The 15,055-nt window shown below is 64.4% G+C and carries 15 protein-coding genes; 7 read left to right on the forward strand and 8 right to left on the reverse strand.

Features of this window, described 5'->3' with window-relative positions; translation table 11 throughout:
- Nucleotides 1-83: 83 nt before the first annotated feature.
- The 4 genes from ACXAD2_RS18380 (at nt 84) to ACXAD2_RS18395 (ending at nt 2,301) form a co-directional block, all read left to right on the forward strand.
- Nucleotides 84-410, forward strand: a complete 327-nt coding sequence (locus ACXAD2_RS18380) for a hypothetical protein (RefSeq protein WP_475172711.1) — start codon at nt 84-86, stop codon at nt 408-410.
- Nucleotides 407-1,033, forward strand: a complete 627-nt coding sequence (locus ACXAD2_RS18385; protein ID WP_475172713.1) for a DedA family protein — start codon at nt 407-409, stop codon at nt 1,031-1,033. Before ACXAD2_RS18380 ends, ACXAD2_RS18385 begins: the two co-directional genes overlap by 4 nt.
- 64 nt (nt 1,034-1,097) lie before the next feature.
- Nucleotides 1,098-1,532 (forward strand): type II 3-dehydroquinate dehydratase, encoded by a 435-nt coding sequence (aroQ, locus tag ACXAD2_RS18390; protein ID WP_066099941.1) that lies wholly within the window; start codon nt 1,098-1,100, stop codon nt 1,530-1,532.
- A gap of 7 nt (nt 1,533-1,539) precedes the next feature.
- Nucleotides 1,540-2,301 (forward strand): LuxR family transcriptional regulator, encoded by a 762-nt coding sequence (locus tag ACXAD2_RS18395; RefSeq protein ID WP_475172718.1) that lies wholly within the window; start codon nt 1,540-1,542, stop codon nt 2,299-2,301.
- A gap of 706 nt (nt 2,302-3,007) precedes the next feature.
- Here the strand turns inward: ACXAD2_RS18395 and tsf are convergent.
- On the reverse strand, nt 3,008-3,883 hold the full coding sequence (gene tsf / locus ACXAD2_RS18400) for a translation elongation factor Ts (RefSeq protein WP_066099947.1): 876 nt from the start codon (nt 3,881-3,883) through the stop codon (nt 3,008-3,010).
- 165 nt (nt 3,884-4,048) lie between these two features.
- Nucleotides 4,049-4,819, reverse strand: coding sequence for a 30S ribosomal protein S2 (rpsB, locus tag ACXAD2_RS18405; protein ID WP_066099950.1), 771 nt, complete (start codon nt 4,817-4,819; stop codon nt 4,049-4,051).
- A gap of 453 nt (nt 4,820-5,272) precedes the next feature.
- Here rpsB and ACXAD2_RS18410 point away from each other — a divergent pair, with 453 nt between their 5' ends.
- From ACXAD2_RS18410 to ACXAD2_RS18420, 3 genes are all read left to right on the forward strand, one after another.
- Nucleotides 5,273-5,728, forward strand: a complete 456-nt coding sequence (locus ACXAD2_RS18410; protein ID WP_475172728.1) for a MarR family winged helix-turn-helix transcriptional regulator — start codon at nt 5,273-5,275, stop codon at nt 5,726-5,728.
- A gap of 125 nt (nt 5,729-5,853) precedes the next feature.
- Entirely contained in the window at nt 5,854-7,443 is a 1,590-nt protein-coding gene (locus ACXAD2_RS18415; protein WP_475172731.1) for an efflux MFS transporter permease, read from the forward strand.
- Between the two features lie 18 nt (nt 7,444-7,461).
- On the forward strand, nt 7,462-8,502 hold the full coding sequence (locus ACXAD2_RS18420; protein ID WP_475172734.1) for an HlyD family secretion protein: 1,041 nt from the start codon (nt 7,462-7,464) through the stop codon (nt 8,500-8,502).
- Nucleotides 8,503-8,637: 135 nt separating this feature from the next.
- Here the strand turns inward: ACXAD2_RS18420 and phoB are convergent, their stop codons facing one another.
- From phoB to ACXAD2_RS18450, 6 genes are all read right to left on the reverse strand, one after another.
- Nucleotides 8,638-9,327: a phosphate regulon transcriptional regulator PhoB gene (gene phoB / locus ACXAD2_RS18425; RefSeq protein ID WP_066099960.1), complete on the reverse strand. Its 690-nt coding sequence runs from the start codon at nt 9,325-9,327 to the stop codon at nt 8,638-8,640.
- 3 nt (nt 9,328-9,330) lie between these two features.
- Nucleotides 9,331-10,068 (reverse strand): phosphate signaling complex protein PhoU, encoded by a 738-nt coding sequence (phoU, locus tag ACXAD2_RS18430; protein WP_066099963.1) that lies wholly within the window; start codon nt 10,066-10,068, stop codon nt 9,331-9,333.
- A 3-nt stretch (nt 10,069-10,071) separates the two neighbouring features.
- A complete protein-coding gene (gene pstB / locus ACXAD2_RS18435; protein WP_224904126.1) occupies nt 10,072-10,869 on the reverse strand; it encodes a phosphate ABC transporter ATP-binding protein PstB in 798 nt (265 codons plus the stop codon).
- A gap of 18 nt (nt 10,870-10,887) precedes the next feature.
- Nucleotides 10,888-12,237 (reverse strand): phosphate ABC transporter permease PstA, encoded by a 1,350-nt coding sequence (gene pstA / locus ACXAD2_RS18440; RefSeq protein WP_475172743.1) that lies wholly within the window; start codon nt 12,235-12,237, stop codon nt 10,888-10,890.
- Nucleotides 12,237-13,700 carry a phosphate ABC transporter permease subunit PstC gene (gene pstC, locus ACXAD2_RS18445; protein WP_475172745.1) on the reverse strand — a complete coding sequence of 488 codons (1,464 nt, stop codon included), beginning with the start codon at nt 13,698-13,700 and terminating at the stop codon, nt 12,237-12,239. The genes pstA and pstC overlap by 1 nt, the downstream gene beginning before the upstream one ends.
- A gap of 91 nt (nt 13,701-13,791) precedes the next feature.
- Nucleotides 13,792-14,820, reverse strand: coding sequence for a substrate-binding domain-containing protein (locus tag ACXAD2_RS18450; protein ID WP_475172750.1), 1,029 nt, complete (start codon nt 14,818-14,820; stop codon nt 13,792-13,794).
- Nucleotides 14,821-15,055: the final 235 nt, after the last annotated feature.

Raw genomic sequence — 15,055 nt, forward strand, 5'->3', positions numbered from 1 at the left:
TGTACTTAAACTGCAGATGCGTGGCACTGAGAAAGACCAGATAGCCCTTTGACGCGGCGCGAAAATCTCCGCATTCTGGTGGTATGCGCCGAAATCCCGCACGTCCCATCCTCATCGCGATTATCGCCCTTGCCCTTGCCGCAGCGGTCTTTGTCGGCGTCCGCACCGTGCGTCACGCGCTCTATTGGGCCGATCCGGCGCATCGCAATGTCACTCCCGAGGGCTGGATGACGCTTGGCTATCTCGAGCGTTCGCATCAGTTGCCACACCGCAGCCTCGGCCCGGCGCTTGGGCTGTCGCCGCAGCCCGGCGAGCCGCTGAGCCTTGAGGAGATCGCCGCGACGCGCAACGAGCCACTGGCGCAGCTTCTCGCCGAGGTTGGCGCCGTGATCGAGGCCGAGAAGCAATGAGCGATGTCACGGGCAGCCTCAGCGATACGATCCTCGCGCTGCTGCCCGAGCTGGGTCTGCCGGTGCTTGGCGGAACCATCATGCTGGCCTCGCTCGGACTGCCGATGGCGCCGGGCTCGCTGATGGTTCTTGTCGCGGGCACGCTGGCTGCCGCTGGTGAGCTGCCCATTGTCGCCACGGCGCTCACCGCGCTCTGCGCGGCTTTGCTGGGCGATCAGCTGGGATATTGGCTTGGGCGTCTGCTGGGCACGCGGCTGCTTGGCGGCCGGCTGGCCGCGCGCCAAGGGCCGACGCTGGAGCGCGCGCTGGCGCTGCTGGCCGAGCGCGGCGCCATGGCGGTGTTTCTGACGCGCTGGCTGATCGCGCCGCTTGGCCCCGCGATGAATCTGGTGGCTGGCGCTGGCGGCTTGCCATGGCTGCGCTTCGCGCTGGCCGATCTCGCCGGAGAACTGGTCTGGGTCAGCGCCTATATGGGCCTCGGCGCGGCCTTCGCGCCTTTCATCCCGCAGATCGCCCAGCTCTCGAGCGATGTAACCACGCTGCTCGCCGCGCTCGCCGTCGCGCTGGCCGCCGCACTGCTGCTGCGCCGCCACCGGCATCATCGCCAAGACAGGCTCCGCTAGCGGGATTTCTGGACAAGCCGATCACGCCCGCGCTATCTGGGCGGGAATTACCGGAGACTTGCCCATGCACTCGCTGCTCATTCTGAACGGCCCGAACCTCAACCTGCTTGGCCAGCGCCAGCCCGAAGTCTATGGCCGCACCACGCTGGCCGACGTCGAGGCCATGTGCCGCGCTCACGCGGAAAAGATCGGCGTCACCTTGGATTTCGCTCAGAGCAACCATGAAGGCGCGCTGATCGACGCGATCCATGCCGCGCGCGGCACCAAAGATGGTATCATTCTCAACGCCGGCGCTTACACGCATACTTCGGTCGCTCTGATGGATGCGATCAGCTCGGCAGAAGTTCCGACGATCGAATTACACCTGTCGAATGTTCACGCCCGCGAAAGCTTTCGCCACACCAGCTATATCGCCAAGGTCGCGCTTGGCGTGATCTGCGGCTTCGGTGCGCGCGGCTACACGCTGGCCATGGATGCGCTGGTGTCCCACTTGGAGTGACACGCTCATGACCCCGGATGATCGGGCCCATCTTCTGGCACTCACCAATGCCTCCAGCATCGAGACCGCATGGTCCATGCATGTTGCGAAAATGGCCGGATATGGGTTCGATCGTCTGCTTTACGGGTTCACCCGCTATCGCACGCCGACCTCGCTGGGCGATCCCAATGATTTCCTCGTTCTGACCAACCACCGGCCCGATTACACGCGCGAGTTCATCGGCAACGGGCTCTATCGTCATTCTCCCATGGTCCGCTGGGCGCTGGAGAACGAAGGCCCGCGCTCTTGGAGCCGAACAGCCGCGGCGCTCGAGCGGGGCGAGCTGTCGGAAGATGCGCGGCGGGTCGTGGCGTTCAACGCGTCCAAACAGGTCACCGCGGGCTACACCATTGGTTTTAAATCACTTTCGCATCGGGCCAAGGGCGCAATCGCGCTGACCGCGCGGCCCGGCATGACGCAGGACCAGGTCGAGCGGATCTGGGCTGCCCATGGCGAGACCATTTTGCTGTGCAACAATGTACTCCACCTGCGCGTGCTCACCCTGCCCTACATCCCGCCCGATCAGAGTTTGACGCCGCGCCAGCGCGAGGCACTGGAATGGGTCGGCGACGGCAAAACCACTCAGGACATTGCACAAATCATGGGGCTGACGCAGGCGACTGTGGAAAAGCACTTGCGTCGCGCAAGAGACACACTGAACGTAGAAACCAGCGCACAAGCTGTCGCTAAGGCGACATTTCTCAACCAAATGTTCATTTTGGATATATAAGAGCGCCTGAATTAACAGAGCGACAAATTCGAATCGGACATCGAAACAATGCCCCCAGAGCACGCATCGCGCGTGTTCTTTTTTGCGTTTGCTTATGGCGACATTTGAAAAACTGGAAACTGTGGCCGGAAATGCCCGGGAATGCGCTCTAAAGTGCCTCGCGCTGCATCACCCCTCTTTTACTTAGCGTCAGTCCGTTGCACACTCACTCATGTTCCGTGAGTGGTGGCTTTGGCCATAGGAACCCGAGACTGTCACTCCCCGCAATTTCGGGGCTCTGCCAGCCTCCCGGTTTATACCGGAGCCAGATCGGTCCCTCGCAATTTCCGCTTGGGCTCGGCTTGGCACGCCTGTCTTGGCACTCCGGCCTCATCCCCAAATGTATTGGGGTGCCGAGAAACACAGGTTGCGGGGTCGCTCCAAGGAGCGGCTCCGCTCTTGTTTTCAGCCCCCGTCTGGCCCTCGTTCGGCCCACATCTGGCAGGCGAAATTCGCCCAAACACGAAGCCCTCGTAGAAGAACGTTCGTTCTGGCCCATTGCCCCTGCCCCGGCTCACGCATGGACCTGCATGGGCCTCTGGCACCTTCGAGCATCCGGCCCTGCGCGCCCCGCTGCGCGGCACAATGAACCAAAGCAAAAGAGGCGCCCCGGATGGGACGCCTCTCGATCTTTCGGCAGCGGGGCCGAGATGGCCCCGGAGCGGGCTTAGCCCTGAGCGGCTTTGGCCACTTCTGCCGCGAAGTCTTCTTCGACTTTCTCGATGCCTTCGCCGACCTGCAGACGGATGAAACCGGTGATCTCGGCACCAGCTTCTTTCGCAGCCTGCTCGACGGTCAGATCGGGGTTCACCACGAACTGCTGACCCAGCAGGGTCACTTCGGCAAGGAACTTCTTCATGCGGCCGACGATCATCTTCTCGATCACGGCGTCCGGCTTGCCGGATTCCTTGGCGATGTCGATCTGAACCTGACGCTCTTTTTCGACAACCGCCGGGTCCAGCTCAGCTTCGTTCAGCGAGGCCGGGTTGGCAGCTGCGATGTGCATCGCGACCTGCTTGCCGAACTCTTCGCTGCCGCCGGTCATGGCAACCAGCACGCCGATCTGGCCGAGGCCGGGCGCTGCTGCGTTGTGCACGTAGGTGGCGACGACTTCGCCTTCGATCTTGGCCATCCGGCGCAGGGTCATGTTCTCGCCGATCTTGGCGATCTTGTCGGTGACCAGCTCGGAGACTTTCTTGCCTTCGATCTCTGCGTCGGCCAGCGCTTCCACGCTGTCCACTTTCAGAGCGGCGCCAGCGATGTCGCGGACCATGCCCTGGAATTCGGCGTTCTTGGCAACGAAGTCGGTCTCGGCGTTCACCTCGACGGCAACACCCACGCCACCTTCAACCTCAACGGCCACGAGGCCCTCTGCGGCGGTGCGGCCGGATTTCTTCGCAGCTTTCGCGAGGCCCTTGGTGCGCAGCCAGTCAACCGCGGCTTCCATGTCGCCATCGGTCTCGGTCAGCGCTTTTTTGGCATCCATCATGCCTGCGCCGGTCATCTCGCGCAGTTCTTTAACCTGTGCAGCAGTGATCGCCATCTCGGCTCTCCTCATCTCAAATTCGGTGGGGCGGCCCTGCCCCGGGCCACCCGCTCCTGTCATGAATTCGTGACGCTTTCGCGACAGGCCCAGGGAACTGACCCATGGGACGCGCGAGAGCGTGGTGCGCCCGCCCCGCACGGGGGCGCGGCAGGCGCGGATGGCTTACTTGCCTGCGTTCGCGTCGGCGAGCAGCTCTTCTGCCGGTGCGTCTTCCAGAGCGCCGAGGTCAACGCCTGCCGCTTCCATCTGGCCGGTCATGCCATCCAGGGCTGCGCGCGAAACGAGGTCGCAGTAGAGCGAGATGGCGCGTGCCGCGTCATCGTTGCCGGGGATGATGTAGTCCACGCCTTCGGGCGAGCAGTTGGTGTCGACGATGGCGACAACCGGGATGCCCAGCTTGTTGGCTTCGGCCACGGCCAGCGCTTCTTTCTTGACGTCGATGACGAAGAGCATGTCGGGCAGGCCGCCCATTTCGCGGATACCGCCGAGCGATGCCTGAAGCTTCGCCTGGTCACGCTCCATGCCGAGGCGCTCTTTCTTGGTGAGGCCTTCTGCGCCGGTTTCCATGCGCTCGTCGATGGTCTTCAGACGCTGGATCGACTGCGAAACGGTCTGCCAGTTGGTGAGCGTGCCGCCCAGCCAGCGGTGGTTCATGTAGAACTGTGCGCATTTCTCTGCGGCTTCGGCGATCGGGCCAGCTGCCTGACGCTTGGTGCCAACGAAGAGCACCGAGCCGCCTTTGGCGACGGTTTCGCGGATCGCGTTCAGCGCAGCGTCCAGCATCGGGACGGTCTGCGTCAGGTCCATGATGTGGATGCCGTTGCGCGCGCCGTAGATGAACTCGCCCATGCGGGGGTTCCAACGCTGCGTCTGGTGACCAAAGTGCACGCCTGCTTCAAGCAGCTGGCGCATGGTGAACTCGGGGAGAGCCATGTCCGTATATCCTTTCCGGTTTCATAAATCCTCAGCGGGGGCTCATCCTTTTGGGACAACCGGTGGACGCTTGGGGATGTCTCCCCCAAAGGCCCGACCCCGCCTGTGGCGTTCTCGTGGGCGCGCCTATACTCCCGTTCCCGTGAGCGCGCAACCCCTGGAGCCGCAAATTCCTCTCAGCGCAATGCCCGGTCGTGGTTTCTGGCGGCGCTTTATGGTCTGCCTCCGGCGGGGATATTTTGATCTAGACGAAGACCCACGCCCCGCACCCTTCGTCTAGAGACAAATATCCCGGGGAGTCCGCGCAAGCGGACGGGGCAGAGCCCCATTTCTTTCAACCCATCACCCCAAGCCTGCCGCAGGGTCACGCCTGCGTGAGCCCCGCTTGCGGAAACTACTTACCCTGTTAAGTACCAATCCTATTAAGCAACCGCAGTAACCCGGCCCAACCTCATGTCCGATACCTCCCACACCTCCGACGCCCGCCAGTCTACACGCGTACTTGAAGCTCTGCTCGCCGCCACGCGCGAGATCCGCACACACTATGATGCCAGCGCGCAGGACCTCGGGCTGACCTTCTCGCGGGCGCGGGTGGTGTCGGAACTGGCACGGCACGAGGGCGCGACGCAGGCGGAACTGGCCTGCGTGCTGCGCATCGAGGCCCCGGCGCTCAAGCGCCAGATCGACGCGCTGGAGGCGCAGGGCTTCATCGAGCGCCGGGCGCTCGACGGCGACGCCCGCAAACGCGCGCTGCATCTCACCGACAAGGCCAGATCGAGCCGCATCACCTGTTTTCTCGGGCGCGTGCGCGCCGACCTTCTCGACGGGATCTCACCTGAGGATCAGGACCTCGCCTGCGAAGTGCTGGAACGCATCGCGCTCAACGCAACCAAGCTGACTTCCGAATGACCGACCAAACCACAGAAAACCAGAAGCCGGAGCGCGCGGAGGAGCCCCCTTCCGACACGCCGACACCGGCCGCACCAGAACCGGCCGCATCACAACCGGCCGCACCGCCGCCGCCCGCGCCGGGCATGCCCCTGCGCCGCGCGCTGCCCTATATCGGCGCCTCGCTCACCATCGGTGTGACGCAGGGGCTGGGACAGGGGTTCATCTCCACCAACCTGCCGCAGATCGCCGGCGATCTTGGGATCACCACGGCGCAGGCCAGCTGGCTCATGGCCGCCTATATGATCCCCCGCGCTTCGCTGACCATCATGCTGATCAAGCTGCGCACCCAATACGGGCTGCGGCGCTTCGCCGAGATCGGCATCGCGGTCTATGTGGTGGTGGCCTTCATCTCGCTGTGGATCACCGATCTGCGCTCGGCGGTGGTGATCGAGTTCCTCTCGGGGATAGCCGCCGCGCCGCTCTCGACGCTGGCGTTTCTCTATATCCTCGAGCCGCTTGCACAGCAGTGGAAGCTGCGCCTCGGACTGCCGATCGCGCTGATGCTGCTGACCTCCGGGCCGACGCTGGCGCGGGTGGTCTCGCCGTGGCTGATCGGCGATGGCGGGCTGGCGGGCATCCATTTCACCACGCTGGGCCTGTCGATGGTCTGCCTGATGCTGGTCTACCTGCTGCCGATGGGACCGATGCCGCGCAGCAAGGTGATCCAGCGCGCCGATTTCCTCAGTTTCGGGCTGATCGCGATCGGCCTCGGCGGGCTGGTCACCGGCTTCATCATGGGGCCGATCCACTGGTGGACCGCCCTGCCCTGGCTCGGCTGGCTGCTGGCGGCCTCTGTGCTGTGCCTGACGCTGGCGGTAATCCTCGAATTGCACCGCGACGCGCCGCTGATCGACATCCGCTGGCTGCTGACCCCGGCGATGCTGCACCTTGCCTTCACGCTGTTCCTGTTCCGCCTGCTGCTGTCAGAGCAGAGCACCGGCGCGCCGGCGCTGTTCCAGGCGCTGGGGCTGGGCAGCGCGCAGATGACCGGACTGTTCACCATGATCCTTGCGGGCACCGCCATGGGCGCGCTGGCCTGCGTGGGGTGGATGAAGCCCGGACGCGAGCCTGCCTATCACTTCGTCTCGCTGGCGCTCATCGCGTTTGGCGCGTGGATGGACAGCGCCTCGACGCTGCAGACCCGGCCCGAGCAGATGTATGTGAGCCAGACGCTGATCGCCTTCGCCTCGATGCTCTTCATGGCGCCCGCGATGATGAAGGGGCTGATCGCCGCGCTGAGCAAAGGGCCGATGTATCTGCTTTCTTTCGTCATCGTCTTTCTGGTCACCCAGAGCGTTGGCGGCATCCTCGGCTCGGGCATCTTCCGTTCCTTGATCAACGAGCGGCAGGCCTTCCACCTGCAGGTACTGCGCGAGGAACTCACCAGCGCCGATCCGATGACCGCGCAGAGCATCGCCGCCAGCATGCAGCAGCTTGCGCCGCAGATCGCCGACAGCGCGCAACTCAAGGCGCAGGCTGTGTCGCAACTGGCCAGCACCGCCTCGAGCCAAGCCTATGTGATGGCCTATAACGACGGCTATTTCATGATCTCTCTCGTGGCGCTGGCGTCGCTCGTGGCGCTGGTGCTGCACATCTTCCGCGACTGGCTGGCGGCGCGCCTTGCCCGGCCCGACACCGAGCAAGACACCCAGCCAGAGCCGCAACCCTCCTGACCCATCCGAGCAAGAACAATGAAGAAATTCCTCTCCCTCCCGACCCTCATCGCCTCGGCGATCGGCATCGCCGGTGTGCTGCTGCTGCTGTTTGCATGGCACCTGCCGCCGTTTGCCGCCGCCCATCCCTCGACCGAAAACGCCTATCTGCGCGGCAAGGTCACGCAGATCGCGCCGCAGCTCTCGGGCTATCTCTCCGAGGTCGACGTGAGCGACTTCCAGACCGTCAAGCAAGGCGATCTGATCGCGCGCATCGACCCGTCGAGCTATCGCCAGAAACTCTCACAGGCGCAGGCGACGCTGGCCTCCGCCAAGGCCGCCGTCGATGTGGCGAAACAGAGCGTCAGCTCGGCGGTGGCCAGCGAGCATGCGGCAGAGGCCGCGCTCGCCTCGGCGCAATCGACGCTGGAGACCGCGCAGACCGACGCCGAGCGGATGGACAAGCTGCGCGAGCGCGGCGTGACGTCCCAGTCCAGCGCCGACCAGACCGATCTTGCGCTGCGGCAGGCGCAGGCTTCTGTGCGGCAGGCCGAGGCGCAGCTTCAGGTCCAGCGCGAGGCCACCGCAAGCGCAAAGCTCCAGATCGCCGCGCGCAACGCGGATGTGGAAAGCGCCGAGGCGGCGGTGGAACTGGCGCAGATCGACCTTAACCACACCGAGATCCGCGCCCCGGCGGATGGCCGCCTTGGTCAGGTCTCGGCGCATGTGGGCCAATATGCGACGGCGGGCACCACGCTGGTGAGCCATGTGGGCACCGATCTGTGGGTGATCGCCAACTTCAAGGAAACCGCGCTGCACGGGCTGCAGGCGGGACAGCCCGTGCGCTTTACCGTGGACGCGCTTGGCGGGCGCGCCTTTGCGGGGCATGTGCAGGGCTTCTCGCCCGCCGCCGCCTCGGAATTCAGCCTGCTGTCGGGGTCCAACGCCACGGGCAATTTCACCAAGATCGCGCAGCGGCTGCCGGTTCGTATTTCCATCGACGAGGGACAGGATGCGCAGGCGCTGCGGCCCGGCTTTTCGGTCGTGGTGGATGTGGATACCGCGGGCGCGGCGGGCTGACGCCCATCGCGATGGGGGCGCTGCCCCCGTCCGCTGCCGCGGACTCCCCCGGCGTATTTTAAAAGAGAAGAAGCGCGGACAAGAAAAGGGCGGCCCTAGGGCCGCCCTTTTCGCTGTGGGGTGTGAGGTGCGCGCTCAGCCGAGCGCGTAGCCGGCGCCGCGCACGGTGCGCAGCGGATCCTCGCCGCCATGGGCGCCGAGCGCCTTGCGCAGCCGGCCGATGTGCACGTCGACGGTGCGCGTGTCCACATAGATGTCGCGGCCCCAGACCCGGTCGAGCAACTGCTCGCGCGACCAGACGCGGCCGGGCTTTTCCATGAAGGTGGAGAGCAGGCGGAACTCGGTCGGGCCGAGCTTCAGTTCCTGCCCGCCGCGCATCACACGGTGGGTTTCGGCGTCGAGCACGATGTCCTCGAACTCCAGCCGCAGCCCGGCCGCCGAGGGGCGCGCGCGGCGCAGCTGCGCCTTCACCCGCGCCATCAACTCGCGCAGGCTGTAGGGTTTGACCACATAATCGTCGGCGCCGGTGTCGAGGCCGCGAATGCGATCAACCTCTTCGGAACGCGCCGAGAGCATGATCACCGGCAGGCTGCGGGTCTCGGTGCGGGTCTTGATCTGGCGGCAGACCTCGATCCCCGAGAGGTTGGGCAGCATCCAGTCGAGCACCACCACATCCGGGTTCTCTTCGTCGAGCAGCACCAGCGCCTCTTCGCCATTGCCAGCGGCGGCGACGCGGAAGCCCTCGGCCTCGAGGTTGTAGCGCAGCACCTCGCGCTGCGCGGCCTCATCCTCGACCACCAGAACCGTGGGTTGATCAGCGGCCATGCCTCACTCCTTGCCCGCATCGGCGCTGAGCGCCGGGTCGGAGGAGGTGCGGTCTTCTTTCACCCGACCCTCATGCGGCATCTCGCCGGTGGCGAGGAAGATCACCTGCTCGGCGATGGCGGTCACATGGTCGCCCATGCGCTCGACGTTCTTGGCGATGAAATGCAGATGCATGCAGGAGGTGATGTTGCGCGGATCCTCGAGCATGAAGGTCAGGAACTCGCGGAACAGCGTGTTGTACATCTGGTCCACATCGCGGTCGCGCTCGATAACGTCTTTGGCCAGCGCCTCATCGCGGCGGATGTAGGCGTCGAGCCCGTCTTTGAGCATATGCTCGACCTCGCGCGACATGCGGCGCAGCGCGGTGGCCGAGCCTTCGATCTGCGCCAGTTGCGAGAGCACCGAGGTGCGCTTGGCCATGTTCTTCGACAGATCGCCGATCCGCTCGAGGTTGGCCGACATCCGCATCACCGAAAGCACCACGCGCAGGTCGCGGGCGGTGGGGGCGCGCAGCGCGATCACCCGCGCGGCTTCCTCGTTGAGCAGCTCTTCGAGCTCGTCGATCGCCTTGTCACCGGCGACGACCTTCTGTGCCAGTTCCTCGTCGCGGCTCTCGAGCGAGAGCGCGGCATCATGGATCGCCGCCTCGACAAGACCGCCCATCTTGAGGATCTGCGCCTGAATGCCCTCGAGGTCGCGGTCGAAGGCCGAGGCGATGTGTTTCTTCAGCTCGTCACTCATGACTTATCCGATCCGTCCGGTGATGTAGGATTCCGTGCGGGGATCCACGGGGTTGGTGAAGATCTGCGAGGTGTCGCCGTATTCCACGAGATTGCCGAGGTGGAAGAAGGCGGTCTTCTGGCTGACCCGCGCAGCCTGCTGCATGGAGTGGGTCACGATCACCACCGAGTAGTTCTCGCGCAGCTCGTCGATCAGTTCCTCGACCTGACCGGTGGCGATCGGGTCGAGCGCCGAGCAGGGCTCGTCCATCAGCAGCACCTCGGGCTCGGTGGCCACGGCGCGGGCGATGCACAGACGCTGCTGCTGGCCGCCCGAAAGGCCGGTGCCCGGCGCGTCGAGACGGTCCTTCACCTCATCCCAGATGGCGCCGCGGCGCAGGGCCTTCTCGACGATCTCGTCAAGCTCGGCCTTGTTCTTGGCCAGCCCGTGGATTTTCGGCCCGTAAGCGACGTTGTCGTAGATCGACTTGGGGAACGGGTTCGGCTTTTGGAACACCATGCCCACTTTGGCGCGCAGCTGCACCGGGTCGACACGCTTGTCATAGATGTCCTCGCCGTCGAGCTCGATGAGCCCTTCGACGCGGCAGATGTCGATCGTGTCGTTCATCCGGTTCAGAGTGCGCAGGAAGGTGGATTTGCCGCAGCCCGAAGGACCGATGAAGGCGGTCACGGTCTTGTCGAGGATCTCGACATTGACGTCCTTGATGGCGTGCGTGTCCCCATAATAGACCTGCACGTCACGGGCGGAAATCTTGCTAGCGTTGGTATCCACTTCGGTCTTCCTCAATGGCGAGTCGTACATGTTCAATATCCTTATAGCTTACCAGCGGCGCTCGAACTTGCGGCGCAGCACGATGGCGAGCAGGTTCATGGCCAGCAGGAACACCAGCAGGATGATGATCCCGCCCCAGGCACGCTCGTAGTAGGCAGGGTCGGCGCGCTTAGCCCATTCGTAGATCTGGGCGGGCATGGCCGAGTTCGGCGACAGGAAGCCCGAAAAGACCCCCTCGGGATAGTTGGTGGCGATATAGCCGACCATGCCGATCAGCAGCAGCGGCGCGGTTTCGCCGAGTGCTTGGGCAAGGCCGATGATGGTGCCGGTCAGGATTCCGGGCATGGCCAGCGGCAGCACGTGGTGGAAGGTCGCTTGCATTTTCGAGGCACCAACCCCCAGCGCTGCATCGCGGATCGACGGCGGCACCGCCTTCAGCGCGGCGCGGGTCGAGATCACGATGGTCGGCAGCGTCATCAGCGTCAGCGTCAGGCCGCCCACAAGCGGTGCCGACTGCGGCAGATGCGCGAACTGGATGAAGGCCGCGAGGCCGAGGATACCGAAGACGATCGAGGGCACGGCGGCAAGGTTGGAGATGTTCACCTCGATGAAGTCGGTGAACTTGTTCTGCGGCGCGAACTCTTCGAGGTAGATCGAGGCCGCGACGCCAATCGGCAGCGCCAGCAGCAGCACGGTGATCATCATGAAGAGCGAGCCCAGCATCGACACACCCAGACCGGCCTGTTCGGCGCGGCTTTCCGAGGCGTCGGCGCCGGTGATGAACTCCCAGTTGAAGCCCTTGTGGACCACGCCCTGCGCGCGCAGCGCGTCGACCAGATCGAGATGCTCGGCGTCGATGTTCTTGTCCTGCGCGATGCTCTCGCGGCTGACGCGGCCCTTGAGGTAGCCGTCGACGCGGCTCGACGCGAGGATCTGGAAATCGACCGTTTCGCCAACCCGCTCGGGGTTTGCCAGCACCCAGTCGCGCACCTTGGCCGCAGCCGAGGCAGAGATCATCTCCTTGACGTCCTTGGCTTCCTCAAAGGGCGTCTCGGCGCCGCTGTCGACGACGACTTTCCACAGCGAGTTCTGGATCAGCGGGTTGTAGCCAAAGGTCGAGACCTTCTGCATTTCCACCGGATCGCGGTTGCCGTTTTTGTCGAGCTTGGCTTCTTCGAGATAGACCGGCACCTCGATGAAGGTCTGCTGGAACGCGCCGATGCCGTTGCTGACGATGGCGATCAGCAGCACCGCGAGAAAGAACACACCGGCGCCGATGGCGGCGAGGCCATAGGTGCGAAAGCGTTTCTCGGAGGCGTTGCGTTTCTTGGTGCGGGGATCGACGGTCAGCAGCCCGTGGGACTTGGGCGCGTCGCCGGAATAGGTTGCGTCGGACATCAGTCGTACTGCTCCCGGTATTTGCGCACGATGTAGAGCGCGAAGACGTTGAGCGCCAAGGTCATGACGAAGAGCGTCATGCCGAGGGCGAAGGCCACCAGCGCTTCGGGCGAGGCGAAATCCGCGTCGCCGGTCAGCTGGCTGACGATCTTGGCGGTGACGGTGGTCATCGCATCGAACGGGTTGAGCGACAGCCGGGCCGCGGCCCCTGCCCCCATCACCACAATCATCGTCTCGCCGATGGCGCGCGAGGCCGCGAGAAGGATCGCGCCGACGATGCCGGGCAGCGCGGCGGGCAGGATCACCTGCTTGATGGTCTCGGACTGGGTTGCGCCAAGCCCGTAAGACCCGTCGCGCAGCGATTGCGGCACGGCGTTGATGATGTCATCCGACAGCGAGCTGACGAAGGGGATCAGCATGATGCCCATCACGAGGCCGGCGGTCATCACGGCGGTGCCCGCCTGCATCCAGTTCAGCCCGTCGCGGCCAAAGACCGACAGCAGCAGCGGGCCGACCGTCAGCAGCGCGAAGAGACCGTAGACGATGGTCGGGATACCGGCCAAGAGCTCCAGCGCGGGTTTGGCCACCGAGCGGAACTTCGGCCCGGCGTATTCCGACAGGTAGACGGCGGCAAACAGCCCGATCGGCACCGACACCAGCAGCGCGATCAGCGAGATATAAAGCGTGCCCCAAAGCAGCGGCCAGATGCCAAGCTGCGAGCCGCCGCCGAAGCTGGGCGACCATGTGAAGGAGCCAAAGAATTCCGACGCCGGGTAGATGCGGAAGAACTCGACGGTATTGAAGACCAGCGACAGCACGATGCCGATGGTGGTCAGGATCGCGATGGACGCTGCACCGATCAGGATCGCGCGGATCGCATGCTCGACCGAGTTGCGCGCGCGGAAATCCTTGTTGGTCTGCGCCAGCGCCCATGCGCCGCCAGCCAGCGCGAGGCCAAGCACCACGATGGCGCGCAGCAGATCGCCGGTCGCGTTGCTGGTGCGATAGCTTTGCGCGGCGTCCAGCACCTCGGGCGTGATGTCCGAGCCGACGGCAACACCGGCGCTGCCGAGAATGCCGCGAACGTCGGTGCCCGACGTGCTCAGGTCCGAGGCCTCACCAGCGGTCAGCAGCCCCTGCTCGACAGCGAGGTCGAGCCCGTCAGCCACGCGGCGCACATCCGACATCACCAGACCCAGCGTGGATCCTTCGGGGATGGCGGCAGCGTCGAGCAGGCCGGTGGCCTTGCTGTTGACCACGAACGGCTGGGCGACCAGCCAGATGATCAGAACGAGGAAGGCCGGGGCCATCGCTTTGATCGCGACGTTCCAGCCATAATAATTCGGCAGCGAATGAAGGCCGCGTCGGTCGTCGCCGGCGCTGGAAATGGCGCGTGCGCGCCCGGCGAAATATCCCGCGACGGCCAGCGCGAGAACGATCAGGATCAGCCAAAGAACAGGCATTGGGCCCCCAAGTTATTCCGGTGAGAGATCACCAAAAAGCAAAACGGAGGGCAGCGCGAAGCTGCCCTCCGCCCAACAGACTGACGTCCGCTTACATGGTTCCCTCGTCGGCGACCATGGCCTGAGTCGCGCTCAGCTCGGGGTCGGACACGAGGCCGTAGTTGGCAAGCGGGCCATCGGGGCCAGCGATCTCGTCAGCAACGAAGAACTCTGCGAATTCTTTCAGGCCGGGGATCACACCGATGTGGGCCTTCTTGATGTAGAAGAACAGCGGACGCGACACCGGGTATTCACCCGACGCGATGGTCTCGGTCGACGGCTCGATGCCGGACATGGTCGCGACTTTGAGCTTGTCGGTGTTGTTCTCGTAGAACGCGAGACCGAAGACGCCAACGCCGTTTGCGTTGCTGTCGATGCGGGCCAGGGTCTCGGTGTAGTCGCCGTCGATGTCGACCGACTTGCCGTCGGTGCGGACCGCGATGCAGGCGTCTTCAGCGTCGTCTTCCGACATGCCCGAAGCGACCATGGCTTCCAGAGCGCCGGTGGTCTCGCAGCCAGCCGCCAGAACCTTCTCTTCAAAGACTTCGCGGGTGCCGTGCTTGGTGCCCGGGATGAAGGCAGCGATCTCGACGTCCGGCAGATCGGCGTTGAATTCCGACCATTTGGTGTAGGGGTTGTCGACCAGCTCGCCATCGACGACGACTTTCGGTGCCAGCGCGTTGTACCAGTCAGCCGGCTCGAACGCGGTGAACTCGGGGCCGTCTTTCTGCGACGCGAAGACGATGCCGTCATAGCCGATGCGGACCTGGATGATGTCGGTCACGCCAGCGTCGGCACAGGCTTTGATCTCTTTTTCGCGGATGGCGCGCGAGGCGTTCGCGATGTCGATGGTGTTCTCGCCAACGCCTTCGCAGAAACGCTTCAGGCCAGCCGAGGAGCCGCCCGATTCCACGACGGGGGTCGGGAAGTCGAAGTTCTCGCCGAAAGCTTCGGCGACGATCGAGGCGTAGGGCAGCACGGTCGACGAGCCAGCAATTTGCACGTTGTCACGTGCGGCAGCAGCGGTGGCCGAAGCAGCGGCGAGCGCGAGTGCCGAAACGGCGAGTTTGACGGATTGCATATGAATGCTCCTGTTTGGTCAGAACCCGTCCCCCGGTCGGGGAACTTGAAGCGGTGCCTAGGCAACGTTCGCTATGCTTTTGTGACACCTATGTAACGCTTTTATGACACCGTCCGAATTGGGCCATTTTATTGAGCGACCCACTAAACAGATGTGCGAAAAATAGATCACGAATGCCACCCATACGGGTGCAAACGCTGCCTAACACCACCCCCTGACCCGCAGGGAGACGCGC

This window comes from Salipiger sp. ABN3_019, from assembly GCF_056158605.1.

What these genes read in the sequence shown, in the direction of transcription:
- ACXAD2_RS18420 (WP_475172734.1), top strand. Translation starts at nt 7,462, where the DNA reads ATGAAGAAATTCCTCTCCCTCCCGACCCTCATCGCCTCGGCGATCGGC.
- ACXAD2_RS18410 (WP_475172728.1), top strand. Translation starts at nt 5,273, where the DNA reads ATGTCCGATACCTCCCACACCTCCGACGCCCGCCAGTCTACACGCGTA.
- phoB (WP_066099960.1), bottom strand. Translation starts at nt 9,327, where the DNA reads ATGGCCGCTGATCAACCCACGGTTCTGGTGGTCGAGGATGAGGCCGCG.
- ACXAD2_RS18380 (WP_475172711.1), top strand. Translation starts at nt 84, where the DNA reads ATGCGCCGAAATCCCGCACGTCCCATCCTCATCGCGATTATCGCCCTT.
- ACXAD2_RS18450 (WP_475172750.1), bottom strand. Translation starts at nt 14,820, where the DNA reads ATGCAATCCGTCAAACTCGCCGTTTCGGCACTCGCGCTCGCCGCTGCT.
- ACXAD2_RS18385 (WP_475172713.1), top strand. Translation starts at nt 407, where the DNA reads ATGAGCGATGTCACGGGCAGCCTCAGCGATACGATCCTCGCGCTGCTG.
- pstB (WP_224904126.1), bottom strand. Translation starts at nt 10,869, where the DNA reads ATGTACGACTCGCCATTGAGGAAGACCGAAGTGGATACCAACGCTAGC.
- ACXAD2_RS18395 (WP_475172718.1), top strand. Translation starts at nt 1,540, where the DNA reads ATGACCCCGGATGATCGGGCCCATCTTCTGGCACTCACCAATGCCTCC.
- tsf (WP_066099947.1), bottom strand. Translation starts at nt 3,883, where the DNA reads ATGGCGATCACTGCTGCACAGGTTAAAGAACTGCGCGAGATGACCGGC.
- aroQ (WP_066099941.1), top strand. Translation starts at nt 1,098, where the DNA reads ATGCACTCGCTGCTCATTCTGAACGGCCCGAACCTCAACCTGCTTGGC.
- phoU (WP_066099963.1), bottom strand. Translation starts at nt 10,068, where the DNA reads ATGAGTGACGAGCTGAAGAAACACATCGCCTCGGCCTTCGACCGCGAC.
- pstA (WP_475172743.1), bottom strand. Translation starts at nt 12,237, where the DNA reads ATGTCCGACGCAACCTATTCCGGCGACGCGCCCAAGTCCCACGGGCTG.
- rpsB (WP_066099950.1), bottom strand. Translation starts at nt 4,819, where the DNA reads ATGGCTCTCCCCGAGTTCACCATGCGCCAGCTGCTTGAAGCAGGCGTG.
- pstC (WP_475172745.1), bottom strand. Translation starts at nt 13,700, where the DNA reads ATGCCTGTTCTTTGGCTGATCCTGATCGTTCTCGCGCTGGCCGTCGCG.
- ACXAD2_RS18415 (WP_475172731.1), top strand. Translation starts at nt 5,854, where the DNA reads ATGCCCCTGCGCCGCGCGCTGCCCTATATCGGCGCCTCGCTCACCATC.